This is a genomic window from Parasutterella sp. St.1A3, assembly GCF_059728705.1.
In genome coordinates this window covers 1,897,776-1,920,562 of sequence record NZ_BAAGFK010000001.1, presented here as the reverse complement: position 1 = coordinate 1,920,562, position 22,787 = coordinate 1,897,776, and the positions used below count along the sequence as shown (strand labels likewise).

Genomic DNA, 22,787 nt, shown 5'->3' with positions numbered 1-22,787 from the left:
AAAATGAATCATGTTTATAAAAAAGTATGGAGCAGAGTTCGCGGGTGCTTCGTCGCCGTCTCTGAAGCGATGACTTCGGCCTGTCAATCCTGCGGAAAGACGACAGCAGTGATAGCAGCAAGCGTTGCTCTGGTTCCTTCCTGTGTGTTTGCTACAACAGTCGATGGTGAGACAAATTGGAACAACATTGCGTTCTCATTTCATGACAACGGTTCCAGCATGATCCATTCGGATTATGTGATTAACGGTAGTCTTACTGTGCCTGATCGGGGATCAGGCTGGACTTTCATAGCCTTTGATTGTTCACACGGTGATACAGGACGGCCTATTCAGTCCCTGACTGTCAGGGACAACATGACGATTGACAATCCGACGATCTTCATATTAGCCGGACACGGATCTGGAAGAGGAGGATCGAACGGCACGCTTTCAGTCGGTGGAAATTTAAATGTTAACGGTTCTCTGTATTTTGCCGGAGACCGCGGAGGTGAAACCGGCTCTGTCCAAGTAAACGGAGTTTTAAAGGTAGGACAATCAGGAACCCTAGGCGATAGTGTCTATGGGAATGCCAGTCCCAACATCTCATTATCCGCGAATGTTTTAGATACTTCCGGAACCGTCGATTTTAAAACAGGCAGCGGAACGGTCAATTTTGGGAAGGTCATTGTTCGCGGCGGAAGCTACGTTGAAAGTACCGCTGTACCAATGGCAATTTCTCAGGGACTCGAACTGCTCGGCGGAACGTACGTTAATTTAAACCCCATCGTTGTGGGACAAAACGTTGGAAACAATCTGGTTTTAGGAGGCGGACAGTTTAGTAATTCCCCAACACTAACCGTCAAGAATAATGGTTCATTGTCTGTTACAGGGGGCAGCTATAGTTTCAGTACATTAACGAAAGAAAATGGCACACTCACTAATGCCGGAACGCTTTCAGTATCGAACTTTAACCAAAGCAACGGGACAGCTTCAAACTCCGGCAATTTGACTATTGGGAGCGCCGATCTAGGCGGGAGTTTGGCAAATACCGGGACGCTGACCCTAACTGGCAATGTCACCAGCAGAGGCAATCTTACTTCTACCGGCATACTGAACAACCGGGGAAACTGGACTGAAACTGCTCACTATGCAATTTCCGGCAGCCTCAACAACAGCGGTGCACTGAACTTTCAAAACGGATTTGAATTTGCCTCTGATGGACGCCTGAATTCGTCCGGCACGCTACAGACAAATAACGCAGCCAACGTTTTTGATTCATTAGGCAGCCAAGGCCAAACAGCTTTGTCAACGGTCAGTCTGCAAACTGCTTTACCGGAAGAAGTCAAAACTTCTTTAACGGATCTCTTCAGACACTATGTTCCCGGAACCGTTGCTCAGTCTTTGATTGACCACGCAACACTTTCCGGAGGAAAAGTTGTCATTCGCGGAGTCAACCTCACAGAAACTCAGAGGGATGACCTCACAAAAGCATTCAAGGAACAGTTCGGAAACGTTGAACTAGAACTACTTGGCAACATTTCCGGGGTCTCAAGCGACGACAAACTAACAGTTGCTAAGGTCAACGAACTTTATAGCAACGTTGGCGAGCTCCGTGATGTGACGATTCTCAGCCATAGCCTCGAAGGTGAAGGTAAAGCCATTGAAATAGGAGGCAGCGGAGTTCAGCACTCATCCGGTTTCAAAGGTATTAACGATGCAGCCTCCATCACGGTAAAGGACGGCAAGACTCTTGAGCTTGTTGGTGAAAAAGGAGAGAACTCAACCTTCGTGATGACGGCGGTGAACACTGTCGTTGACGGACTTTCAAAACTCGTTTTCGGCTCCAAAGGTTTAAGTGAAACATATTCCGGAAAAGCAGCCGAAGTGCAGCTTACCGAGACAAACGCCTCACTGCTTGCGGCTGCCGGTGTGTACGAAGTGCAAAAAATTACGGGTTCTGGTTCTGTAGAGATTGATGAAGGAGCAAAACTTGCCGTCAACGCAGCTGATCAGACGGGAGAGCTTAACGTTAAAGGAACATTAGAAGTCAAAGGCGATGCCGCTTTAGGTCAAGCAGACCTTGCTGCCGGTTCCACTTTAAACAATTCTTCTAATTTGCATCTTGCATCTATTAATCAATCCGAAGGCGCAGTCTATAACCAGACTGGCGGTTCTATCCAATCCGATTCAGGTTGGTTTGAAAATGCTACGCTGAATATCAGCGGAGGCCGCCTAGACGGTTCCCTGATTAAAGACTCAGAAGGCAATTCAGCCGGTCTGGGAAACAATACGATCAATATCAGCGGCTCAGGCAAAAATCCAATTATCGTTACAACTGATCCAGCTGAAAGCAAAAAAGGCTGGAAAGATCATTTAACACTTGTCTATGTCCCTGAATTGACGAGTGAAACTACAGTCAATATTTACGAAGGCGGTGTACTGCAAGCAGATAAATTAAGTTTTGACGGTACAACTAAAGACTCGGTCGTTCTTGCCGGCGGCGCACTCGAAACCAAGCTCGATCAAATATTTAACGACGTTAAACGTGACTTGCTCACCATCGACGGAACTGATTCCAGTGGACAAATTGGCGTCCCAACTCAGGTCCTTGGTGCAACCAGCGTCGGTTCTTTGCGCGAGGACGTTAAAACCGCTGTGAAAGGCGGCAGCGGACTTGTCGTTTTCAACGATGAGTACCTAAAGATGTCCGGTGTTGTTCAGGCAATGCTGCATTTTGCACTGGAGGCAGAGAACCCGGGAAATATTGATCTCGATAATCCGAGTTCTCCTTCAGACACCTCCAACGGTCTCTATCTTGCTTTCACAGGACAAGTCGACGGGAAGCTGACGGTTGATTTAGCTAATCAATTTGATACAGAACAAACCGGCGGCGGTGCTTTAACCGGTGTCGTCTTGAGCCACACCAAGCTTTATAACGAATCAGTCAATGATCCGGACGGCAATAATAAAGATCTTGTTATCGGCTTTAATGAACACAACCACGAGAATGCAAACGTTATTGATGTCAATAACGGCATTGGTTTTCTCAGTGTCGAAGGAGCAAACCAAGTCCATATTGAAAACGGAAAGGAATTCACCCTTGTCGGTAATCACGATGACGACGATATCAGAACCGATGAAGACCGCAACAATGTCCATAGTGTGCCCGACAGCGTCCTCTTTAATGAAAACACGGCGCTTATCAAGAATGACAACAATGACGGCGGTCATGTAGAAGTCTCCGGCAAATTCACTTACGGCAGCTTTGCTGCTCATACTCCGACTATTGGCTGGATTGGTTCCATACAGATCCATGAGTCTGGAGAGGTAGAAGCAAAAAATGGTGAATTTGCGGTCTGGGACATTGAAAACAACGGGAAAATCCACATCAATAAGGATTCAATTCTCCATTCCCACAATTACACGGGCACGGGAGACTGGCTCAATGAGGGGCAAATTTGGTTAGGAAACTCTCATTCCGGACAAGTTGCCGATAAAGACCATATCCCGTTTGACATCAAAGGTAAGTTTGAAAATGCTGAAGGAGCTATTTTCAGCTCTGCTAATAAAACCAATCTTATTGTCAGCAACGAACTTTTGAATAAAGGCACCGGGCTTTATTCAGTCTTGACGGTTGCTAAAGACGGTTCTTCACACAATAAAGGTGAAGAAAGCGGTAAAGCAATTGATGTCCAAGAAGGAGGCAAACACGTCAATGAAGGCAGCTCTTTCTTTAAGAAAGTCTCTGTTGCCGGTTTGATCCAGAACTTCAAAGACTTCGTTATTGGAAGCGACTCATCAACTTCCACATTAGCTGATCCGGACACGGATGCGGATGCCGATCAGAAAGCTTTTGAAGTAGCTGTCGGAGGCCGATTCGAAAATAAGGGAAATTTAGCAGCGTCTAGTATTCAAACGTCTCAAATCGCCGGTGAATTAGACAATACTGGAGTGGCGAATTACAACGACATGGTTATTGCTGCCACTGGCTCTTCTACCACCTCCAATTATGAAAAAGGAGAATGGCTGACAGTCAACGGTTCTCACAGCAACAGTAAGGTTTCAATTTGGAACCGCATTGATGTTGCAAAGACGGGTAAACAAGAAAACTCGGGGTCTTTAGATGTGGGCTCGAGCTTCAACGTGGCCGGGGAATTTGTCAATACTGCCACCGGAACGCTTGACGCCTCCAAAGTTGAGAGTACAGAGGTCAGCGGTACTTTGAGCAATTCCGGTCAGGCTCAGTACAAAGATATGACCATTTTGGCCGGAGGTAATTCAACCAATAGCGGATATGAAAAAGGTGAATGGCTGACAGTCAACGGCTCGCACTCGAACTCCGGAATTTCAATTTGGAATGAAATCAAAATTGAAGGGGACTTCGTAAACACCGGGAAAGTAGAAACTGACAAGTTAATAATTGATGCCGGCAAGGTTGAGATCGGCGGAGGAGAACTTACTCTCAAAGATGTTGAGTTAAATGGCGGCGATTTAATTATCGGCAACGATAAACCATCAGCAGATGAAAACAAGGTTCAGCTAGAACTCAAGACCGACAGTAAACCAATCGACACCAACATTTATGTCAAAAACAACGGCGATCTCGGTTTGGGTGAAGATGCTCTGGATTTTGCTGATGTTAATCATGCATTGGGAATTCCGGATGTTCCTAGCCGCCTTGTGGTAACAGAACCGGTTGTTACGGGCCCCGGCGGTGGGATTGCCGTTGGACCTGAAGTGTGGACGAGTGAAGATGAGCATGTGCAGATAGGCAACGGTGACCTGTATTTTGCAGATGGCAGCTACACGGTAATTAAAGCTCCGATCGCAGCTGATACACCCATCTTTACGACCACCAGCGACATAGCCAAAGTTACAGTGGAGCCCGGAGCTACTCTGGTTCTCGGAGGGCTCGAGGAACCGGGAGATTATTCTATTGTTAGCGGCTTTAACACGGCGGGTAATACTGACGAGGCGGCCTGGATCGGCGGATGGATCGCTAAAGACAATCTTCAAGCGTTAGCCCAAGTCGGCACCGGGTTGGAGTGGATTCTGACACTGCACAATGATCCGAAGAACATTTGGGTCAACGCGCAGCTGGCTGACGTCAGAACGCTGTACCCGGACATTGTCATTCCAAACAATGTGAATAAAGCCCTCAACGGCCCCTGCAGCGGGGGCCCCGATGAACAGCTGATCTGCAAGATCCTTAAAGATAAGACTGCTAGCCGCGGCATGAAGACAAAACTCTTAAATTCCATCGTGATGATAGGACAAGCCAGCGGAGCTTTGTCTATCACGAACGACCTAGCAGACAATGCAACGGACTCAGTTGAAAAGCACCTCTCCTTCCGTGATTACGGCTACTCAAACGGTTATCTGAAGGATTACTCAGGTCTGCATTTGTGGGCTGACATCCTGGGAACGCATCTGAAGACGAAGTCTTTAGACGGAGCCGGAAATATGACCGGAGGCTACAAGGCTGATGCCGGAGGACTGATCCTCGGTGCTGACCATCAGTTTGAAGCTATGCCGTCTGTAAGAGCCGGATTTGCGGCTTCCTTCCAAAAAGGTAAAGCTGACTCCCTCGGTGATTACATCGACACCAAGAACAAGTTCAGTCAGTGGATGCTGCACGGCTATGTTGCCAAGGACTTTGGCAATGATCTGAACTGGATTAGTTCTATCAATGTTGGCCAGAACATCAGCAAAGCTTCGCAAGGGCTGCCTTCTTGGTCTGGTTTCAGCAAAGCGGACGCTCGAATCAAAAATACCGTTGCCAATGTCGCCACAAAGTTGGAGAAGAATCTCAAGCTCACAGACAACTTCCAAGTGATTCCTCATGTCGGTGCCCGTTGGCTGCGCACTCATACTCAAGGCTACACAACCAAGCTCAACGGTCAAAAAGCCTTTAGCTATGGCCAGACTTCCACGAACTTGCTGCAACTCCCGGTTGGAGTCGGAGTTCAAGGCGAAGCGTATTTCGGAAGCTGGACAGTCCGTCCGCAAGCAGATCTGACTCTTACCTACAACATTGGAAATCTGAAGAACACGACCAAGGTCTCCGGTGTTTCTATCGGTGAAATGGACTCTATGAGCAACGAGTTTGCAGGCAGGTTCTCGTCCAAGCTTCAAGCAGGTCTGCAAGTTGAAAGAGGCAATGTAACCGGCGGACTTCAATTGGGTTTGACGAAAGGTTCAGCAGGGAAGCTGGATACCGGATTCAAGCTCGAAGGCCGTTATCGCTTCTAACCATTAAAACGAAGAACGGACTCCGCAAGGAGTCCGCTCAACACCGATCAATCCAAAGAAGAGAAAAGTATGAACGAATTACCTTTTCACTTTATTGAAAAGCTCACTGTGAGAGCCAAGTCTAGACAAAACAATCGCTCCCGCTTCAATTCGGTAAACCAAAAGAAAATCAGAAGCGAGGTGCAGTTCCCTGTGAGGAACCCAGTGCCCTACAAGAGGATGATCCTTCCATTTAGGGTCAAGGCAGCCATTTTGAATCTGGTTAATAACTTCTTCCAAATGTCCAATGCTTCTGCCAGATTTCCTTGCTTTCTTCAAATCCTTTTTAAAGGATGGGGAAATTTTGACTTTCATTCTTTAGAGATTTCTTTGTCAACTTCTTCAATTAAAGCAGAAAAAGAGTCGTATTCGAGTAAGTCTTCGTCTTTGGTATTCATCGCTCGAACAGTCTCCTTATTGGGTACATACGTACTAAAGGGTAGATCTCGTTCGGCAACCAATTTTGTCAAAGTCATCCGCACTAAATCGGATATAGACAGGCCCATAGCAGAAAGAATTTCGCTCGCTTCTGATTTCAATTCTTTGTCGAGTCGGACTCGAATGAAAGAATCAGCTGTTGTCATATCAACCTCCTGTTTTAATTCGCGCCTACATTGTAGCACTTTGAGAGACGCGACTATGGCGGGGTATTGATATGCCAGCAATCCATTGCCCAAAACAAACACATGCTGACCGTTGGCAAAAAATGACTCCGGATGCAGCTGTTCGCCGCTGTATTGCTGAAGCGCTTTTTGCCCATGGTGCAACGCTGAACGAAACCGTTGAGACATTGAATCTCAATCGCCACACTGCCGAAGGCTGGCGCTACGTCTATCTCTGCGGTTTAAACGGCAGCGTTTGCAGATTGTTTGATCGAGCCAGCCAGAGGGAGTTCATTGTGCCTCTGCTCAAAGACGGTTTTGGCTACAAGGTTATTTCAAGAACTTTTGGTCTTGACTTGTGGTTTGTCAGAGACACGGCAAGATCGTTCAGGCGAGGTCTTCTCGATTATGAAGGAGGTCTGCATGAATGAGAAATCAAGCAGGCTGAACGTCCAGCTGAACCCCCAGAGCCTTCAGAATCAGGCTCATTGTTGTAAAGCCGGGATTGCCTTCAGGACTCAGTGCTTTATAAAGTCCATCTCTAGACAGTCCGCTTTTACGGGCAACTTCTGTCATGCCTTGAGCTTTGGCGATGTCGAGAACGGCGGAACGGATCAAAGAACCGTCTCCCGGGTCTTCATCAAAACAGGCTCGAAGATACAGGATGTAGTCTCTTTCGTCCGTCAGATAGTCTGTAGGATCATAGGCCTTGCCAAGTTCTGTCTTTCTCATTTAATCAATTGCGAAAGTAAAAGCCTATTCTTGTACGAATCGGTCGATAGCAGAACGAATCACATCATTAATCTTGATGCCGTGCTTGCGTGCATAGGCAGCAAGAGCTTGATGCCGTTCAGAGCCCAGGCGAATATTGAGGTTCCCGGAAAAAGGTTTTTCCGGACTGATATTTTCGTTTTTACAGTAGGCCAAGTAATCGTCCACAGTTTGATGAAATGCCTTTTGGAGTTCAATCAATGTCTGAGCTTCGTAAACCAAACCGCAACGAACCCCGAGAACTCTTCCCGTCAGAAGATTATCCGAAAAATCGCAGTCAACCGACCCTTCATACCCCTTGTATCTAAGCATATTTACTGTCATAAATACCCCATTGTTCTCAATGATTCAACAATATTACGTATGGTTCCTCTTCCCAAAACATTTCTGGGATGGGGGCGAGCACAAAAAATCACGTCGCTTTTAGAACTGCGTGAAACAAAACGCCCGTGTGAACCACCACGATCGCCTGTCCAATCAAAACCAAGTGAACTAAGCACAGAGCAAAGCTCATTGAAGGTTATATCCGATGCGGTAGGAAATTTGGTTAGACGGATTAGCAATTTGTCGTTTTTAGTCAAAATATTTCCTTCGCTCGTTACTAATTTTAGTAACAAACCAATATTAAAGCAATTTATCTTCGTTCTGTGTGTTGCTGCACCACTGCACCTCGCTCAGGCTGATGAGTTTGCCGATCTTGCTCAGCGCTGCGCTCCGAGTGTTGCCGTTGATACCCTGAGAGCAATTGTGAAGACTGAATCGAACTTCAATCCGTATGCGATCGGCGTTGTCGGCGGCAGCATTCCTCAGCCCAAGTCATTTCACGAGGCAATGGCAGCAATTGCTCGTCTGGAGCTCGCGGGTGCCAACTACTCGGTAGGACTCGGACAAATCAATAAAAGTAATTTTGCAGCCTTTGGCATTGATGCAGCCAAGGCGTTGGACGCCTGCACAAATCTGAGCGTTGCGGCTCAGATTTTGGGCGACTGCTATGCCAGAGCTCAAAAAAACGGCACCACACAATCTAAAAACCTGCATGACGCACTGTCTTGTTATTACAGCGGAAATTTCAAGCAGGGCTACAGCCACGGCTACGTGAACTCTGTTCGCAAAAACGCAGGTTTGAAAAAAATTCCTTCTCTTTCTTCAACAGAAGAAGAGAAGCCTTCAACTCAATCAACTCTGATTGTTTCAACCCAAGACTCTCAAAGAGGCCTCATTTTTTAACTCTCAATTTTTTAACTCTCAAGCAAGGAGAAAACATGCTTAAAACTTTAAAAATCCTTTCCCCCGTTTTGTTCGTTTCGCTCATGATTTGTGAGCCTGCACTGGCAGCCGCTGGGACACAGAGCGTAAACACATTGTTCAACACGATTCTCTCAACCCTTCAGGGCGTATCTCTTGCTGTTGTGACGGTCGCCATTGTGTGGGCAGGCTACAAGGTTTTGTTTATGGGTGTTGCGCTTCAGCAGGTTGCTGGACCGTTCATGGGGGCCGTTGTGATTGCTGCTGCTCCGTGGCTTGCCCAACTGCTGGTGGGTTAAATGCAAACGTCGAGTCCTTTGTTCAAAGGGGCGACGAGGCCCGCGTGCATCGCGGGCGTCCCAATCAAACCTTTTGTTCTGAATCTGGGGATTTGGATTCTGCTTGCAGTATACGTCTGGATTCCACTCATGCTGGTGTGTCCAATCACGCATTTCGTCCTCAGCAAATTTGCTGAAAAGGACGATCAGATTTTCAACCAATTGTTTTCCTACTTCCGGTTGAACATCTTGGGACATAAGAACCGCCTCTTTTGGAACGGAATCAGCTCGTTCAGTCCTCGTCAGCAAAAAGAACTTTTTGTATTTGAAAAAAGAGAAAAGAATGTTTGAAGAAAAACGAAGATTGGCCAACGGGGAACGGTCGCTTTCGCACTACATCCCGTTTAGTGCGGTCATTGACCGCGGTGTCGTAATCTGCAAAAACGGCGATCTGGTAGGAACCGTCCGAATCTCCGGCCGCGTTTTCGAGGCTGTCAGCAACGAGGTTCTCCAGAGAGACGCTGAAAGGCAAAACAACTTTTTGAAGGTGATGGCTGCTTCGTCCAGCACGGACGAAATGAGCATCAAAGTTCATCGTATTCGCAGAATCATTCATGACGAACTTTCAGCTCCGTCGGACCCGAAAACCGAATTTGTCAATGATTTCATCCGGTCCTACAACTCGGGATTGTCAACGGATTCGCTAATGGCAACAGAGCTGTACGTGTCGCTTATCAGCCACAAAGCTACAAGCGTCAGACTCGACAAGGCAAATGTTGACGAAGTCAAGGAAGAAATCCTAGAGCGTCTTTCGATATTCAAAAAGGTCTTTTCGAACCTGGTTGATTCGCTTGCGGATTATGAACCGGAGATTCTGCGTGAATACAAAAAGAACAAAGAAACCTTCAGTCACCAATTAAGTTTCTATAACTTTTTGCTTACGGGTTTTTGGCAGCCTGTCCGAGTGCCGTGCATGCCGTTATCTGAAGTGCTGGGCAATGTCCAAATTTTTTGCGGAGCGGATACGCTTCAGTTTCAGAGCGCACTCTCCACTCAATTTGCTCAGTCAATTGAGCTGAAGGACTTCCCTACAGCCACCTATTCGCGGCTGTTGGATGTGATGCTATACAACAGTGTTCAGCAGGATGCCCCCTATTGTTTCATTGAAACTCAATCTTTTACCTGCATGAGCAAACTGAAGGGGCTGAAGGTCCTCAAACAGCAGCAGAATCAGCTGAAATCTGCCAATGACGACGGTGTTTCCCAAATTCAGCTGCTGTCGTTTGCGCGCGATATGGTTGCAAACGGCGAACTCGTCATGGGTGACTACTCATATTCATTGTTGGTTTTCGGCGAAAACGAGAAAGCCGCGACCAAAAACGCCAACGACTCAATCAAGAAATTGCAGGATGCAGGATTTTTGCCGATCAAATCAACTCTAGCGTTATTTGCGTGTTTCCTGCATCAGCTTCCCGGCAGCAAGGAACGAGCGAGAATCGCAAAAATCACGAGCATGAATTTTGCGCATCTTGCCTCATTTCACAATTTCCCCTGTGGAAAGCGAAACCGAAATCCTTGGGGTGAGGCGGTTGCACTAATGCGCATGCCCTCAAACCAACCCTACTATTTCAATTTTCATTACACCGACCCGAATGTTGACTCAACCGGAGATGTGCCGCTCGGCAACACAGCAATTCTTGGGGCGTCAGGTGCCGGAAAAACGGTTCTTTTGAATTTTTTGCTATTTTCCGCTCAAAAATTCAGAACCGAAGAAAACGATCTGTCAATCATCCTGTTTGACAAAGATAAGGGCGCTGAACTCGCTATTCGTGCAATGGGCGGCGGCTACCTGTCCATCGAAAACGGCAAGCCCTCCGGGATCAATCCGTTCCAGATGGAACCTACGCCGGAAAACATCCAGTTTCTGATCGGATGGACAAAACGGCTCATTGCCAGAGACGGCCTGCCGATTGAACCGCTTGACGAAAAACGCCTTGCGGACGCCGTTCAAACAGTTATGAGTATGCCGAAGCAGTACCGCCGATTAGCAGTTTTGCCGCAATCTCTGCAACAGGGAGATCGGGCTGAGGACGCAAAAAAATCTCTGAAGATTCGCTTAAACAAATGGATCACAACAGGAGCCCTGGCATGGTGCTTTGACAACGAGGAGAACACGCTCGATCTGAACGAATTTAAAAATTTCGGAATCGACGGAACGGATTTTCTTGAAAATGAAGAATGCCGCGGTGCATTCACTGAAATTATTTTGTATCTGATCGAGTCGCAGGTGATGAAGGACAAGCGGCGAACGATCATTGTCATGGACGAGTTCTGGAAGTATTTGGCAGACCCTGCCACCGAGAAGTACGCCTTTGACAAATTGAAAACGATTCGTAAGCAAAACGGGATATTCGTTTTCGCCTCTCAAAGCCCCGAGGACATTCTCAAAAATGAGAGAGGAAGCGCCTTCATCGACAACACGGCAACAAAAATCTACCTGCCGAACCCGGACGCGAACGAACGGGATTATGTCGAGGGATTCAAAACGACGAAGGACGAGTTCAATTTGATCAAAGGCCTGGATCGACAGAGCCGAATGATGCTGGTTAAGCAGGGCTCCGTTTCTGTTCTGCTGAGGCACGACTTGGGGAACTTCCGAAAGGCGCTGAAGGTTTTAAGCGGCTCAGCAGGAACGACAGCCTTTGGGGAAAAGCTGTTTGAGCTCGTCGGAACTGAACCGAACACGTGGATTCCGTATTTTTTCGGTGAGAAAACGCTGCCTGCGCAGCCGAAGGAAGAAGTATGAGTAAAGAAAACCAATCAAAAAAGATCGGAATGAGTTCCGGTACGCACCGCAATGATTTCTTTGTCAGTCTTTTTATAGATCAAAAGCCAGTCAGGTTCCATGTGCAGTTCCCGATGACCTTTCCAATTTCCCTTAAGCGGATGATCACGCAATTGATAAGACAAAGCCTCTTCACAGATAAGGGATTGAAGGACGCGCTCCAATTTTCCAATGTCCTTCCCGCGTTTCTCCATCAAATCCAAATCCTTATCAAAAAGCCCGGTCGTTCCAAAGCGGAGCATTACTTGCCTCGATTTTTAAAGTATGAAGACACACTCTCGTGGTATGTCACGTCCCCATTTTCGGCAGCTTGCATTGCCCGAATCGTTTCTTGGTTTGGAACGTCGATTGAAAAAGGCATTTTCTTTTCATTGACTAATTTGAGAAGAGAAATGCGAAAAAAATCAGAGAAATTTAAACCCATGGAGCTTAAAAGTTCTGAGGCTTCCTTCTTGAGTTCTTTATTAACTCGAATTCGGATTGAGTCATTACAAGCAGTCGTGGGCATTTTTGACCTCCGTTATAACAATGTTGCCACACATTATAAAGGAAGATAAATGAAATACAAGAAATTATTACTCGCAGCGGTTCTTTCTGCCGGATTGACTTCCGGGGCATTTGCCAGCGGCATTCCAACGGTTGACGCCGCAGCTATTGCACAAATGGTCCAGCAATTGACTCAGCTGCAACAAATGTATTCGCAGCTACAGGCGCAGTACAACACTGCCGTCAGTCAGCTGAATGCCATCACGGGCAATCGCGGACTCGGAATGATCCATTACGACTCAAAACTGAGGAATTTGATTCCGCTGGACGCTCAGCTTCGCTTGAACGCGATTGTGCGCGGAACCGGTTCTTTGAGTTCTCTCGGCAAAGAAGTTTTTGACAGGCTGAACCTTGGTCAGGCTTGCGAGAACTACACGGGGGAAGTCAAAGAAAACTGCCTTAAGAGTCAAAGTTTTGTCGCTGAACAGCAGGCAATTCTTGAAGAAACTCAAAAAACTGTGACTCAGAGGCTGGAAAAAGTCGAACTTTTGATGCAGCAGATCAACAGCGCAACAGACGCCAAAGCGATTGCCGATCTTTCCGCTCGCATTCAGGCTGAGCAGGTTGCTCTTTCGTCCTCGAAACTTGCCGCTGAGTTCCAACAGGCTCAAATGAATCAACAAGCTGGGATCGTCAAGGAACAGGCTCGGCAAGAGGCGATGAAGCAAATCTTTCCTGAGCTGACTCAGGAAGATGTGAAAAACGCCCTGAAACCGATAAAGGTGCGATAAGGAGCAAATATGAGCGGGGTTTTCGCGACTTTTGGTGAAGGCATCCGAAGCAGTCTGACTAATATTGCAGAGGCAGCCTCCGGCCAAATCGCCTCAGAAATTGCAATTGTCGTCTACACCGGCGTTCTTCTCTATTTCATGATCCGTGCGTATCTGCTGATGACGGGGCGAATAGAGGGTGCAATTCCTGATTTGGTAACTCAATGCGCAAAGATCGTGCTGATCGCGTTTTTTGCCTTGAATGCAGGGAATTTCGCAACCTATGTCATTCCGGCGGTCTACGGCGTTGAAAACATGCTTCTTGGTGCTCTTTCAACAGCTGCGGGCCTCTCCAGTATGGATAACAGTTGGTCAATTATAGATGTGACATGGGAAACCTTCATGGAGGGTGTTTCGGCAATCCAAAACATCTGGAGCAAATTGAGCTGGGGTGTTTTTGGAGACTCAATGGCACTGATCGCGTTTGTGCTAGCGATGCTCGTGCTCATCTTTTTTGTGTCGATCTACTTCATGTTTTTCGCGGTCGGTTATCTCATGCTGTACGAGATATTTCTTGTGATGGGCCTCTCCTTTGGACCGCTGTTTATTTGCACCCTGATGTTCCCAGCAACACGCAGCTGGTTCGACGGCTGGCTCAGGGCAATCATTTGTTGGGTTTTCACTCTGGTTGCAATTGCCGGGATGCTTTGCTTATTGGATGGAATTTTTACCACCAATATTGATGAGTTAACTTTGGCGGCTGAAGAAGCACAAGCGGCCAAGAATTTTTCCACTCTATCGCTAAAACTTGCGACGTTTTCCGTCATCGTTCTTGCGGTTGCTACGGTTGTCAAATCGATTCCGTCCTTTGCCTCCGGCATTACGGGCGGTGTTGCGCTTCAGGCCGCAAGCGTTGCAGGCATGTTCTCAAGTGTCGGTAGAACCATGGCGGCAGCTACCGGCGGAGCGATTCTCGGCTATGGAGCGGCAACTCACAATGACGAGTTGCGGGAGAAAGCACGAAACATTCTTGGTTCGGGAGGATTGACGAACACCGGGTCTTTTGCCTCCGCAGCTATGGGCTATTCATTGGGCTCTGCAGCGCGTCTTTTCGGCTTTGACCATGCAAATGGAGAAACAAACGGAGCAACAACAGCGCCGCCCTCTCAGCAGCAGACTCCTCAAGAGGAAGCTCAAGCGGCACGAAACGCCGCATCGGTCGGCGTTCCCGGTGCATTTGGAGAGTCGTCCGCTCCTTCAGCCGGAGCAAGCGGTTCTCAAAGCGCGTCCGGACCGGTAGGAGCTCCGGGTACAGCAGGATCAACAGGGGCAGCCGGAGCAACAGGAGCTAGCGGAGCAACAGGAGCCAGCGGAGCGACAGGAGCGAGCGGAGCAGTCGGCGCTAACGGTTCTCAAGGCTCTTCCGGAGCTGTAGGCGCAGCAGGAGCCGCCGGAGTTTCAGGTGTTTCGAGTGCAATGGATAAAGATTCTAATTTCAGCACTGATCACTCACAGTTCGACTACAAGTCCGATTTCAGCGCGTCTGAACACAAGGCTCCGGAGGCTGAAGTGCCTCAATCAGCATCCGGCACATCTGCTTCCCAATCTGTACCAACAGAAGCCGAGCAAGTAGAACAGCAGCAAGAAATCCGCGCTCAGGCCAATGAAAAGGCCGCCGACGAAATTTTGAAGAACTCAAAACAAAAGGGAGAAGGAAATGTTAAATAATCCAAATTACAAAAAGTTAACCACAACTCTTTTACCGAGGGCTTTTGCGTATCGGGTAAGTGAATTATGTGACGGAAGAATCCCTGAAGCTAAATTGCGTTCAAGCCGAGCAACAGCTGATTGCGTTGTTCCCATCAAGACGGCAACTTCACCTTGTGTTAAACCAACGCACTCTCTGGCTTTCACTACATTCTTGAAAGAAATATATTCGCGTTCAGCTTCTTTATATGCCTTTTCAAACTCCGGGTCTTTTCTCTGCTCAGACAGTACCTGGTTAAAAGATTTAATAATTGTCATTGATAAACTCCTTATACCTTTTAAGCGCAATTTCGAGGTTTTTCGCAGGCGTCTTTTGTGTTTTCTTCACGAAAGAATGCAAAATAACAATCCTTTTCTGAACGCAAACGCAGTAAATACATCTGCCAATCCCCTCAAGGGCTTTAGCACGAATTTCAAACAGGGAGCCGGTTCCAGCAATCTTTTTTGTAAAGGGCTCACCGAGATTCGGACCATCCACCTTCATTCGTTCCAAAAGATAGAAACATTTAGCGCGAATCGCTGTAGGCAACATCACAAGCTCGTCCAATGCTTTTTGGTTAGCAAACTCAATCTCAAAGAGTTGCGAACCTTTTTCTGCCTCAATAAGAGAAGTTTTAACTTTATCCATGAAAATTATATCAAAAATGCGATATTGGAATGTACCACGAAGCTCAAATTGATTCTACCTGTAATCCTTTGTGTTTCTTTGCTCGGATGCGGCGCCCCGAAGCCGCCACAGCCAACCGGCCAAAAGGTTTCAATTGAGGCCTTTGCTCAACAGCGTTCAGAGGAAAACCGACTGAAGGTTGCCGCCGCACGAGCAGGACATCAAACCAAGACAAATTTCCGATTCGGTTACGAGGATGGAAATAAGGAGTCAGGGCAATGAAGAACCTACTCGTCTATTCCAAGGATGAGAGCAAGTTTGCCAAGAACTTCATCGACGATGTATTGAGGAGCGGATTCAACAAAAGCAGCCCTTCTAGCTTTGACATCCATCGTTCGGATTTGATCACAAATAATGACTCCGGATGTCTGAAGTCCGGTTCCAATGAGTGGGACCGTGAGGCCATGTTCACGATTAAACGCAGCCCCATTGCTAATGGCGGCAACAATAACTCGATTAGAAAGAGCATTAACCTGTCGAACGCTGACAACGAAAGCAGGACGTACACCCTGCTGTTCCTGTCCCATCGAGGGATCAAAGCCTATGCGAATTATGTCGCCTTGCTGAAGAACTTTGTTCATAACATTTCAGTCCCAACGGGTTTCATTCGATCCCACGCCGCATACTCTTCTTCAAGCAAGGGCATGATTTGCTTGTGTTCTTCAAGCAGCTGGCTCAAGTCATATTTCGGAAGTTTTCTGCGCTTTGGCTTTGAGTCAATGACGAGCTTCCCATTATCAAACGTGTATTCAACGTTGTCCCCGGCTTTTGCATTCAGCAGATCCAGCAGCGTTTTCGGGAGTGTGAGGACAACAGAACCTCCAACCTTTCGCAATGCGAGTGTTGCCATAAGTACCTCTTAACTCAAAAAGTTATTTAAAAGTTAACAAAAATTATATCAATATTAGGAAAAAATATGTTTTTAAGAAAGAAATCAAGTCCCAAGATTGAGGCTAAACCTCAGGAAAAGAACGCTCAGGACTACAAGTATGCGGAAGCATTGGATTGGACCGCCGAGCGCCTCGCTCTGAAGGAGAAGCAGGCCAGGCTTGGTTGGAACGTCGCCAAAATCCTCACTCTTGTGTTGGTTTTGGTGTCCATTGTTGCAATCGTGATTGCGTTCAAAAAGGAAAGCTATCCATTCATTGTTGAGCTCGATAAATCAACCGGAACAACACGAGTCATTGACATTCGCGACCCTCAAAACATTCCGGTTGACGAGATGATGGATAAGTACTGGCTGAACCTCTACACCTTAAGTCGAGAAAGCTACGACTATCGAACACTCGAAAACGATCACGCCAGAGTTCGTCTGATGAGCGTACCCGAGGTTTTTTCGCCGTACGACAACCAATACGGAGTAGACAACAAAAAATCTATTCAAAACCTGCTCAAGGACAAAAAGAAAATCGTCTGCGAAATTGAATCTGTCGTTCCCAATGGCAACGGCATTGCCACCGTCCGATTCACCAAGCGCCTTCTCGACACGTACACAAATCAGGAAGAGGCTCAAAAAATTCTTGGCGTGCAACGATCGGCTACGAGTACAACCCCACCTTTGAAATGAGTGAGTCTCAGCGCCTTATCAATCCGCTGGGATTCACAGTCACTTCTTGGCGTGTTGATCCCATCATGGGAGGTGCACAATGATGAAAAAAATGCTCCTCTCTCTGATGCTTCCCGCCGCATTTCTCACGTTTTTTGAGTGCGACGCTCTTGCTCTTGAAAAAACTCAGGTCAGCAGCCTGGACCGCCGAATCCAGCACACTGAATACAAAGAAGGCCAAGTCTATCCTGTAAATGCGGTAAACGGTGTTATCACCACAATCATTTTTTCCCCCGGTGAAAAGGTCTTGGACTACGGTTCTGGGTACTCCACTGCTTGGGAGTTCATGGCAAGAGAGAACCACTTCTTTCTAAAGCCAAAAGCTTTCAACGGCACAACGAACCTTGTTGTGGTTACCAACAAGCACACCTACTTTTTTGATGTGAGGCTTGTGGGCAACCGCCCGTCCGCCACATACAGTCTTGCATTCAGCTACCCGGCGGAAGAAGCTGCAAAAGCTCAGGAAGAAGCCCGCAAAAAAGTCATCGACTCCTTACTGGATGACAAAACAACTCCTGAAGCCGCAGCAGAAAGCAAGGCAATTAACAGAAGTTACACCGAAAACTTTGGGTCGTCAGAACTGAGCCGTGAAATTGCACCGCTTGAGGTTTATGACGACGGACTCTTTACATATCTGAAATTTGATCGCCAGACAGATTTTCCTGCGGTCTACAGGGTGGCTGAAAACAACGTGGAAACGCTGCTGAACAGTCACGTAAAGGGAGATTGGCTCGTTATTCACGGCGTTTACAAAGAACTCAGGCTGCGCGCCGGGTTTGCCGTCGTCGGAATTTACAACGAGGCCTTCACAGGCGGCGGTCAAAGCAGTGATTCCGGCGTTTCACTGCCCGGGCTCAAACGAGAACTGATAAAGCAGGTGAATTAAATGACAGACACGACAAACAAACCGAATGGAACCGAAGCCGAGAAGACAGAGAGTCTTGGGATTCCAAGCGTCGCAGCTCGAAAGCAAAACAACTCTAGAGTCGGAACTTTCTCTGCACTGCTTCTGATTCTGGTTCTTTTAATCGTTATTGGTTTTGGGTTTTACCAAAAAAACAAAACCAACTCAAAGCCGGATGACAAACCGCAGGTTGAACGAGGTTTTTCGTCAAAATCTTTGACGCTGCTTCCTCTCTCGGAAATTCAGCCGATTGAGGAGCCTAAGCCCGTCATTAAGGAGCCTGAACCGCAGCCGGTTCAGCTTCAGCAGCCAGAGCCTCAAATCGTTCCGCTGAGCGTTCCGGATCGGGCGATAGCGATGAAAGAAGAGAAAAAGGAACCGACTTTGGAAGAAAAGCGGAACATGGCTCCGATGATGGGTCAAGCCAGCTCGATTGCGAGCGATACCGAAACCAAGGGTCTTGCTGCGAGCTTCCGAGAGGAAGGCTACAACTCAGGTCAAGGGGGCGGAGGAAAGCTCGGCAACCTGCTTTCATCCGTCTCGACGCCTGCAACCCGTGCGGCCATGATGCCAGATAGAAATCTTCTTCTGGCCAAAGGCACATTCATTGACTGCATCTTGGAAACGAAGCTGGATACAACAGTTCCCGGGATGACGAGCTGCGTTTTGCCCAGAGACATTTATTCAGCAAACGGAAAAGTGCTGCTTCTGGAAAGAGGTTCTAAAGCAATCGGCGAATACAAAGGGGCAGTTGAAAACGGCCTCAATCGAATTTTCGTGCTTTGGACCCAGATTCAAACGCCTAAAGGCGTGCGAATCAATTTGGACAGTCCGGCAACCGATTCGCTCGGAGGAGCCGGCATGGCTGGAGACATAGATTTCCACTGGTGGGCTCGTTTTGGCAATGCCCTCCTTTTCACATTGGTTCAGGACGCGTTTGAGTTTGGCATGACCAAACAAAGCGAGAACAACGGCGGCGTGAATTACTACCAAAATTCGGAAGACGGCATGAAAGAAATAATCCGTGAGGCGATGCGCCAGAGCGGAAACATTCCGCCGACGCTGACAAAGAATCAAGGCGAGCGCGTGGGAATTTTTGTCGCGCGTGATGTCGATTTCTCCACGGTGTATCGACTGAATCCTATAAAGAACGGAGAACAGCCATGACTTGCTACGCTGATGCTGCTTCCTTCACAATTTTCGGGTACTTTTCGGCAATCTTCAGCAACGTTCTTGCGGCGCCTGAAGGAGTCCGCACTCCTTGCTCCCACGCCGCCAGTGTTTTGACGGAAACTCCCAACAACTGTGCAAATTTTTCCTGTGTCAAACCGGTCTTATTGCGAGTTTCAACAACGGGAATTACAAAAGTTCTTCTTTCAGCCTTCCGAGCCTTCATCTGTTTAACGGATAAGAGAAGGTCTTCAGCGAACCGGTTAACTTCAATATCTGAAGAATATTTCATTTCACTCATTAATAACCTCCATCAAGGATTTATAGAGAGCTGGCGGAAGATCATCAAATTTACTCTTCGAGTAAACCATAAGCAGGTAAATTTCGCCGTCTTCAAGCACGTTGTAATAAATAACTCTGGCGCCACCTCGCCTTCCGTGTCCTTTGGCATTCCAGCGAACTTTTCTGAGGCCTCCGGTGCCCGGTATGACATCTCCGCTCAACGGATTGGAAGCAATCCAAACAATGAACTGTTCGCGTTCAGCATCTGTCCAAACATCCTTTGCCCGCTGGCAAAAAATAGGTGTTTCACAGACCGTATAAAGCATAACAACTCCCACAATGTAGTAGAAGCATATTCCTCTTTTACGAACGTTGTCAATAGCGTTATCGACTCAGCAAAGCCCATAGGAGTAAACAAACAATGACGGAAAAAGACGAATTCATCAAATTTTCAGATGACATTCTGTCCAGACAGGATGAAATTTCTTTGAACACTACCATTGGGCCGGTGTTTGTGGTTGAGGACAACTACTACAACGCCTGGGCAAGCTCCTTGACAGAAGAAGAGCAGAACGCGCTGGATGAAATCGTTCCCTCCGAATTCGTCCTTCCGCAGCAGTTTGACGCAAGAGCTGCTGCCGAGGCACTTGAAAAAATGACCCAGGCCGCGGAACTTCGATTTGAAGATTTCCTCAAAGGCAAATCGGTCAGTGAAGATGAGATTTCCGAGAAGCTCAGCGAGATTCCTGATTTCGGTGCAAACGCCTTCGTCAAATGTGCCGACTTGCGTGTCCGCTTTCCTCTCAATGCAAAGGAGTCTCCTGTCAAGTCCTTTGAGAAGATCGGGAACGAATTTGCGCTCACTCTGAATACACAGAAACTGCATGATCAGGATCGAGACGAACTGATGAATTGGAGAGACCTGGAAGAGCGAGTCCGAGACGGATTTTTAGTGAGAAATCTGTTGGATTTCGACGATTTTTCAAACGAAAAGATCAAAGCATTTTGGCAGGAGCATGTGAAAGCGCCCATCAGAGAGCACTTAGAGAGAGCAGCTCAGCCGGAGTTCAGTCTGAAACTGCACAACAACGAATTTTCACTCTCGGAGGCCGTTTCCAATCGAATTTTTGAACCTGCCAGAGAGTTCTTCAGCAAACACAAAAATGAACTTATGTCAGAAAAAACCGAAAACAAATTGAATGAAATCAATCAGAATTCTTACGAGGAACTCATCAGCAGGTATGCCGAGCAGGATGAGTTCCGTCAGAATCCGAAACTTCTTTCAAGTTTAAAAACGCATCTTCATCTGCTTTTTGAACAGGCACAGGCCAACGGAAAGGAAATCCCGAAGGATATCTTTGACATTGGTTTGAAAGCCGCTCCAGCTGCCGAGCCGGCAATGAATGAAAATGACGTGCCCATCGGATATTTTTCTCTTCACTTTGATCTGAATGCCGACTTTTTAAAAGAGTTTTCGTCCCGGACACAGGCAGCTATCAAAAACGCCTTCGGGCAGGCGTCGATTGAGGACGGGGCAAAGCTTGTTTCCTCCACTCATAATGCGATTGACAAAATCAACGCCTCCATCACTCAGACTGCGACAAAAAATGGCGAAAAACAAGCCGTTGATATTGAAAAACTGATTAAGGACTACCAAATCACAGCGCATCTGGGGAACATGAAGCTGGTTGTCGCCCAAAAGGAACAGAACGGTTTGCGTCCGGAAGGACACAATCCGTTCTACTTGGGCAACGAAACGTTATCAATCAATCAAGCTCGTTTTGACAAAGAAAAAGGCGGTTTTGTTTTCCAGGTGAAGGAAATTTGTTATTTACCAAAGGAATGTCAAAAGATTGAGGCTTTATTTTCAAGTAAAAATCTGCCGCGCCTTGCAGAGAAATTTCGGAGTATGGAGCCTGCATGCTCACAGTTTGATGCAGAGCCCTTAAAGCGAATCCTTACGCATGAGGCCGACAATCTCAACCGACGGCTGAGGACTGATTTCACTAATCCAATCGAACTTATCCTTCCCCCGAAAGCAGAGACTTTCACAGAGTGCGTGGAACACACCTACCTCCAAAACTGCGCAAAAAAAATGAAGGAACTTTGCCGAGATGAAACGGAGTTCATTTTGTCGCATCAACAGAAATTCACTGAAGAGATACAGCGTTGGGGTACTGAGGAGATTCGGGTTGTTAACAACAAACCTCTTAGTACGGAGGGCCTGGATGCTGAAGACCTGGAAGTTGTTCAACAGCTTATTCCTGAGCAATTTGTTTTGCCGAGAGACTACAACAGCATTAACCTCAAAAAGTCTGCTGAAACGTTTGAGCTCATGACTCAGAATGCAGAATTTCAGCTGTATGACCATTTTGAAAAAAAATATTCACCGGAATTTGCAAAAAAGCAGCTCGATATCGTTCCGCTTTTTCTTCTTAATGCCGAGATTCGCTGCGCCGATCTGAGAATCCGCATTGATCCCTACGATCAGGAATACTCGCCGGTTGTTGAGTTCACTCGTCATGGTGATAACAAATTCTCCGTGAACATTGACTGTTCAAATCTCGTTGGCTCCGAGGTTGAACACCTGGCAATGGATAGAGAAATCTCCGATTTGGTTAAGGATCGGTTCATCAGTGAGAAGCTTCTGCGTGAGGAGGATTTTTCAAATCCAAACGTCGAAAAATTCTTCGAGCAGGAGGTCAAAGAGGTCGCAAAAGAGTTGAGTGAAAAAGCCGACCAAGGAGATTGCATCCAATTGGATTTCCACAGAGGCGAAACAACTCTGAGGGAAATCGCGGTCAACCGAATTTTTGAACCTGCCAAAGAACATTTCAATGAGCGAAAACAAGAGCTTCTAGCCGAAGGAAAAGATGCGGCAGGCGGCCTTAACAAAGCCAATCAGCAGGCATTTGACGTTCTTGTCAAAAGTTATGCCGAAAAGAGCGAGTTTCAAAACAACCCCAAACTGCTTTCGAGCCTGAAAACCAACCTCTATCAGTTGTTTGAACAGGCTCAGGCAAACGGTCAAGTTGTTTCGCTTAATCGCTTTGCAATTGACGCTCCGAGCCGCAATACCACAGTGGTTCAGATGAAGCAGCCTGCAAGAGAAAAGGAGAAATAA

25 protein-coding genes are annotated in these 22,787 nt (G+C 47.2%); 14 read left to right on the top strand and 11 right to left on the bottom strand.

All coding sequences use genetic code 11. The features are described from left to right. The first annotated feature begins 3 nt into the window (after positions 1-3). Entirely contained in the window at positions 4-6,231 is a 6,228-nt protein-coding gene (locus AC6I1F_RS08855; protein WP_497801748.1) for an autotransporter domain-containing protein, read from the top strand. 78 nt (positions 6,232-6,309) lie between these two features. Here the strand turns inward: AC6I1F_RS08855 and AC6I1F_RS08850 are convergent, their stop codons facing one another. Together AC6I1F_RS08850 and AC6I1F_RS08845 are read right to left on the bottom strand one after the other, a co-directional pair. Next, on the bottom strand, positions 6,310-6,585 hold the full coding sequence (locus AC6I1F_RS08850) for a type II toxin-antitoxin system RelE/ParE family toxin (RefSeq protein WP_251451594.1): 276 nt from the start codon (positions 6,583-6,585) through the stop codon (positions 6,310-6,312). Further along, positions 6,582-6,854: a type II toxin-antitoxin system RelB/DinJ family antitoxin gene (locus tag AC6I1F_RS08845; RefSeq protein WP_290432781.1), complete on the bottom strand. Its 273-nt coding sequence runs from the start codon at positions 6,852-6,854 to the stop codon at positions 6,582-6,584. The genes AC6I1F_RS08850 and AC6I1F_RS08845 overlap by 4 nt, the downstream gene beginning before the upstream one ends. Positions 6,855-6,925: 71 nt before the next feature. On the opposite strand from AC6I1F_RS08845, the gene AC6I1F_RS08840 reads away from it, so the two are divergent. Then, entirely contained in the window at positions 6,926-7,303 is a 378-nt protein-coding gene (locus AC6I1F_RS08840) for a hypothetical protein (protein ID WP_160335461.1), read from the top strand. A 4-nt stretch (positions 7,304-7,307) separates the two neighbouring features. Here the strand turns inward: AC6I1F_RS08840 and AC6I1F_RS08835 are convergent, their stop codons facing one another. From AC6I1F_RS08835 to AC6I1F_RS08825, 3 genes are read right to left on the bottom strand one after another with little or no spacing between them, the layout of a single operon-like run. After that, a complete protein-coding gene (locus AC6I1F_RS08835; RefSeq protein WP_160335462.1) occupies positions 7,308-7,604 on the bottom strand; it encodes an addiction module antidote protein in 297 nt (98 codons plus the stop codon). A gap of 24 nt (positions 7,605-7,628) precedes the next feature. Beyond that, positions 7,629-7,967, bottom strand: a complete 339-nt coding sequence (locus tag AC6I1F_RS08830; protein WP_160335463.1) for a type II toxin-antitoxin system HicB family antitoxin — start codon at positions 7,965-7,967, stop codon at positions 7,629-7,631. Next, entirely contained in the window at positions 7,964-8,143 is a 180-nt protein-coding gene (locus AC6I1F_RS08825; RefSeq protein ID WP_356899748.1) for a type II toxin-antitoxin system HicA family toxin, read from the bottom strand. Before AC6I1F_RS08825 ends, AC6I1F_RS08830 begins: the two co-directional genes overlap by 4 nt. A 13-nt stretch (positions 8,144-8,156) precedes the next feature. Between AC6I1F_RS08825 and AC6I1F_RS08820 the strand changes: the two genes are divergently transcribed. The 7 genes from AC6I1F_RS08820 to AC6I1F_RS08790 are packed head-to-tail and all read left to right on the top strand — an operon-like array spanning position 8,157 to position 14,995. Next, a complete protein-coding gene (locus AC6I1F_RS08820) occupies positions 8,157-8,870 on the top strand; it encodes a lytic transglycosylase domain-containing protein (protein WP_497801747.1) in 714 nt (237 codons plus the stop codon). A 35-nt stretch (positions 8,871-8,905) separates the two neighbouring features. Continuing rightward, positions 8,906-9,187, top strand: a complete 282-nt coding sequence (locus AC6I1F_RS08815) for a TrbC/VirB2 family protein (RefSeq protein ID WP_160335466.1) — start codon at positions 8,906-8,908, stop codon at positions 9,185-9,187. Beyond that, the gene (locus AC6I1F_RS08810) at positions 9,188-9,517 is read left to right on the top strand and encodes a VirB3 family type IV secretion system protein (protein ID WP_160335467.1); all 330 of its coding nucleotides are present in this window, start codon (positions 9,188-9,190) and stop codon (positions 9,515-9,517) included. After that, the gene (locus tag AC6I1F_RS08805; RefSeq protein WP_290432782.1) at positions 9,510-11,972 is read left to right on the top strand and encodes a VirB4 family type IV secretion/conjugal transfer ATPase; all 2,463 of its coding nucleotides are present in this window, start codon (positions 9,510-9,512) and stop codon (positions 11,970-11,972) included. The genes AC6I1F_RS08810 and AC6I1F_RS08805 overlap by 8 nt, the downstream gene beginning before the upstream one ends. Beyond that, on the top strand, positions 11,969-12,568 hold the full coding sequence (locus AC6I1F_RS08800; protein WP_497801746.1) for a hypothetical protein: 600 nt from the start codon (positions 11,969-11,971) through the stop codon (positions 12,566-12,568). The genes AC6I1F_RS08805 and AC6I1F_RS08800 overlap by 4 nt, the downstream gene beginning before the upstream one ends. Continuing rightward, complete coding sequence (locus AC6I1F_RS08795; protein WP_497801745.1) at positions 12,569-13,288, top strand: TrbJ/VirB5 family protein; 720 nt, start codon at positions 12,569-12,571, stop codon at positions 13,286-13,288. It abuts the gene before it with no gap. A 9-nt stretch (positions 13,289-13,297) separates the two neighbouring features. Next, complete coding sequence (locus AC6I1F_RS08790) at positions 13,298-14,995, top strand: type IV secretion system protein (RefSeq protein ID WP_497801744.1); 1,698 nt, start codon at positions 13,298-13,300, stop codon at positions 14,993-14,995. Positions 14,996-15,001: 6 nt separating this feature from the next. Here AC6I1F_RS08790 and AC6I1F_RS08785 read toward each other — a convergent pair whose 3' ends face one another. From AC6I1F_RS08785 to AC6I1F_RS08770, 4 genes are all read right to left on the bottom strand, one after another. Then, a complete protein-coding gene (locus AC6I1F_RS08785) occupies positions 15,002-15,292 on the bottom strand; it encodes a helix-turn-helix domain-containing protein (protein WP_288319331.1) in 291 nt (96 codons plus the stop codon). Then, positions 15,279-15,662, bottom strand: a complete 384-nt coding sequence (locus AC6I1F_RS08780; protein ID WP_160335474.1) for a type II toxin-antitoxin system RelE/ParE family toxin — start codon at positions 15,660-15,662, stop codon at positions 15,279-15,281. Before AC6I1F_RS08780 ends, AC6I1F_RS08785 begins: the two co-directional genes overlap by 14 nt. Positions 15,663-15,928: 266 nt before the next feature. After that, a complete protein-coding gene (locus tag AC6I1F_RS08775; RefSeq protein WP_160335475.1) occupies positions 15,929-16,282 on the bottom strand; it encodes a type II toxin-antitoxin system PemK/MazF family toxin in 354 nt (117 codons plus the stop codon). Further along, positions 16,279-16,551 carry an AbrB/MazE/SpoVT family DNA-binding domain-containing protein gene (locus tag AC6I1F_RS08770; RefSeq protein ID WP_290432784.1) on the bottom strand — a complete coding sequence of 91 codons (273 nt, stop codon included), beginning with the start codon at positions 16,549-16,551 and terminating at the stop codon, positions 16,279-16,281. The genes AC6I1F_RS08775 and AC6I1F_RS08770 overlap by 4 nt, the downstream gene beginning before the upstream one ends. A gap of 66 nt (positions 16,552-16,617) precedes the next feature. Here AC6I1F_RS08770 and AC6I1F_RS08765 point away from each other — a divergent pair, with 66 nt between their 5' ends. Genes AC6I1F_RS08765 through virB10 form a run of 4 tightly spaced genes read left to right on the top strand, consistent with a single transcriptional unit; the run spans position 16,618 to position 19,378 of the window. Then, positions 16,618-17,268, top strand: coding sequence for a VirB8 family type IV secretion system protein (locus AC6I1F_RS08765; protein ID WP_497801743.1), 651 nt, complete (start codon positions 16,618-16,620; stop codon positions 17,266-17,268). Then, entirely contained in the window at positions 17,265-17,351 is an 87-nt protein-coding gene (locus tag AC6I1F_RS08760) for a VirB8/TrbF family protein (RefSeq protein ID WP_497801793.1), read from the top strand. Before AC6I1F_RS08765 ends, AC6I1F_RS08760 begins: the two co-directional genes overlap by 4 nt. Beyond that, positions 17,348-18,193, top strand: a complete 846-nt coding sequence (locus tag AC6I1F_RS08755) for a TrbG/VirB9 family P-type conjugative transfer protein (RefSeq protein ID WP_237178763.1) — start codon at positions 17,348-17,350, stop codon at positions 18,191-18,193. The genes AC6I1F_RS08760 and AC6I1F_RS08755 overlap by 4 nt, the downstream gene beginning before the upstream one ends. Further along, positions 18,194-19,378: a type IV secretion system protein VirB10 gene (virB10, locus tag AC6I1F_RS08750; RefSeq protein WP_288319332.1), complete on the top strand. Its 1,185-nt coding sequence runs from the start codon at positions 18,194-18,196 to the stop codon at positions 19,376-19,378. A 4-nt stretch (positions 19,379-19,382) separates the two neighbouring features. Here virB10 and AC6I1F_RS08745 read toward each other — a convergent pair whose 3' ends face one another. Both AC6I1F_RS08745 and AC6I1F_RS08740 read right to left on the bottom strand, forming a co-directional pair. After that, on the bottom strand, positions 19,383-19,682 hold the full coding sequence (locus AC6I1F_RS08745) for a helix-turn-helix domain-containing protein (RefSeq protein WP_202074582.1): 300 nt from the start codon (positions 19,680-19,682) through the stop codon (positions 19,383-19,385). After that, positions 19,675-19,989 carry a transcriptional regulator gene (locus tag AC6I1F_RS08740; protein WP_160335479.1) on the bottom strand — a complete coding sequence of 105 codons (315 nt, stop codon included), beginning with the start codon at positions 19,987-19,989 and terminating at the stop codon, positions 19,675-19,677. The genes AC6I1F_RS08745 and AC6I1F_RS08740 overlap by 8 nt, the downstream gene beginning before the upstream one ends. A gap of 95 nt (positions 19,990-20,084) precedes the next feature. On the opposite strand from AC6I1F_RS08740, the gene AC6I1F_RS08735 reads away from it, so the two are divergent. Further along, positions 20,085-22,787, top strand: a complete 2,703-nt coding sequence (locus tag AC6I1F_RS08735) for a hypothetical protein (protein WP_497801742.1) — start codon at positions 20,085-20,087, stop codon at positions 22,785-22,787.

Bases quoted from the DNA above. Each gene is read 5' to 3' on its own strand.
- AC6I1F_RS08835 (WP_160335462.1), bottom strand. From the start codon at position 7,604: ATGAGAAAGACAGAACTTGGCAAGGCCTATGATCCTACAGACTATCTG.
- AC6I1F_RS08770 (WP_290432784.1), bottom strand. From the start codon at position 16,551: ATGGCAACACTCGCATTGCGAAAGGTTGGAGGTTCTGTTGTCCTCACA.
- AC6I1F_RS08775 (WP_160335475.1), bottom strand. From the start codon at position 16,282: ATGAACAAAGTTCTTCAGCAAGGCGACATAATTCGCATAGGCTTTGAT.
- AC6I1F_RS08790 (WP_497801744.1), top strand. From the start codon at position 13,298: ATGAGCGGGGTTTTCGCGACTTTTGGTGAAGGCATCCGAAGCAGTCTG.
- AC6I1F_RS08815 (WP_160335466.1), top strand. From the start codon at position 8,906: ATGCTTAAAACTTTAAAAATCCTTTCCCCCGTTTTGTTCGTTTCGCTC.
- AC6I1F_RS08810 (WP_160335467.1), top strand. From the start codon at position 9,188: ATGCAAACGTCGAGTCCTTTGTTCAAAGGGGCGACGAGGCCCGCGTGC.
- AC6I1F_RS08735 (WP_497801742.1), top strand. From the start codon at position 20,085: ATGACGGAAAAAGACGAATTCATCAAATTTTCAGATGACATTCTGTCC.
- AC6I1F_RS08740 (WP_160335479.1), bottom strand. From the start codon at position 19,989: ATGCTTTATACGGTCTGTGAAACACCTATTTTTTGCCAGCGGGCAAAG.
- AC6I1F_RS08780 (WP_160335474.1), bottom strand. From the start codon at position 15,662: ATGGATAAAGTTAAAACTTCTCTTATTGAGGCAGAAAAAGGTTCGCAA.
- AC6I1F_RS08840 (WP_160335461.1), top strand. From the start codon at position 6,926: ATGCCAGCAATCCATTGCCCAAAACAAACACATGCTGACCGTTGGCAA.
- AC6I1F_RS08805 (WP_290432782.1), top strand. From the start codon at position 9,510: ATGTTTGAAGAAAAACGAAGATTGGCCAACGGGGAACGGTCGCTTTCG.
- AC6I1F_RS08765 (WP_497801743.1), top strand. From the start codon at position 16,618: ATGTTTTTAAGAAAGAAATCAAGTCCCAAGATTGAGGCTAAACCTCAG.
- virB10 (WP_288319332.1), top strand. From the start codon at position 18,194: ATGACAGACACGACAAACAAACCGAATGGAACCGAAGCCGAGAAGACA.
- AC6I1F_RS08760 (WP_497801793.1), top strand. From the start codon at position 17,265: ATGAGTGAGTCTCAGCGCCTTATCAATCCGCTGGGATTCACAGTCACT.
- AC6I1F_RS08785 (WP_288319331.1), bottom strand. From the start codon at position 15,292: ATGACAATTATTAAATCTTTTAACCAGGTACTGTCTGAGCAGAGAAAA.
- AC6I1F_RS08795 (WP_497801745.1), top strand. From the start codon at position 12,569: ATGAAATACAAGAAATTATTACTCGCAGCGGTTCTTTCTGCCGGATTG.
- AC6I1F_RS08745 (WP_202074582.1), bottom strand. From the start codon at position 19,682: ATGAGTGAAATGAAATATTCTTCAGATATTGAAGTTAACCGGTTCGCT.
- AC6I1F_RS08855 (WP_497801748.1), top strand. From the start codon at position 4: ATGAATCATGTTTATAAAAAAGTATGGAGCAGAGTTCGCGGGTGCTTC.
- AC6I1F_RS08800 (WP_497801746.1), top strand. From the start codon at position 11,969: ATGAGTAAAGAAAACCAATCAAAAAAGATCGGAATGAGTTCCGGTACG.
- AC6I1F_RS08830 (WP_160335463.1), bottom strand. From the start codon at position 7,967: ATGACAGTAAATATGCTTAGATACAAGGGGTATGAAGGGTCGGTTGAC.
- AC6I1F_RS08850 (WP_251451594.1), bottom strand. From the start codon at position 6,585: ATGAAAGTCAAAATTTCCCCATCCTTTAAAAAGGATTTGAAGAAAGCA.
- AC6I1F_RS08755 (WP_237178763.1), top strand. From the start codon at position 17,348: ATGATGAAAAAAATGCTCCTCTCTCTGATGCTTCCCGCCGCATTTCTC.
- AC6I1F_RS08845 (WP_290432781.1), bottom strand. From the start codon at position 6,854: ATGACAACAGCTGATTCTTTCATTCGAGTCCGACTCGACAAAGAATTG.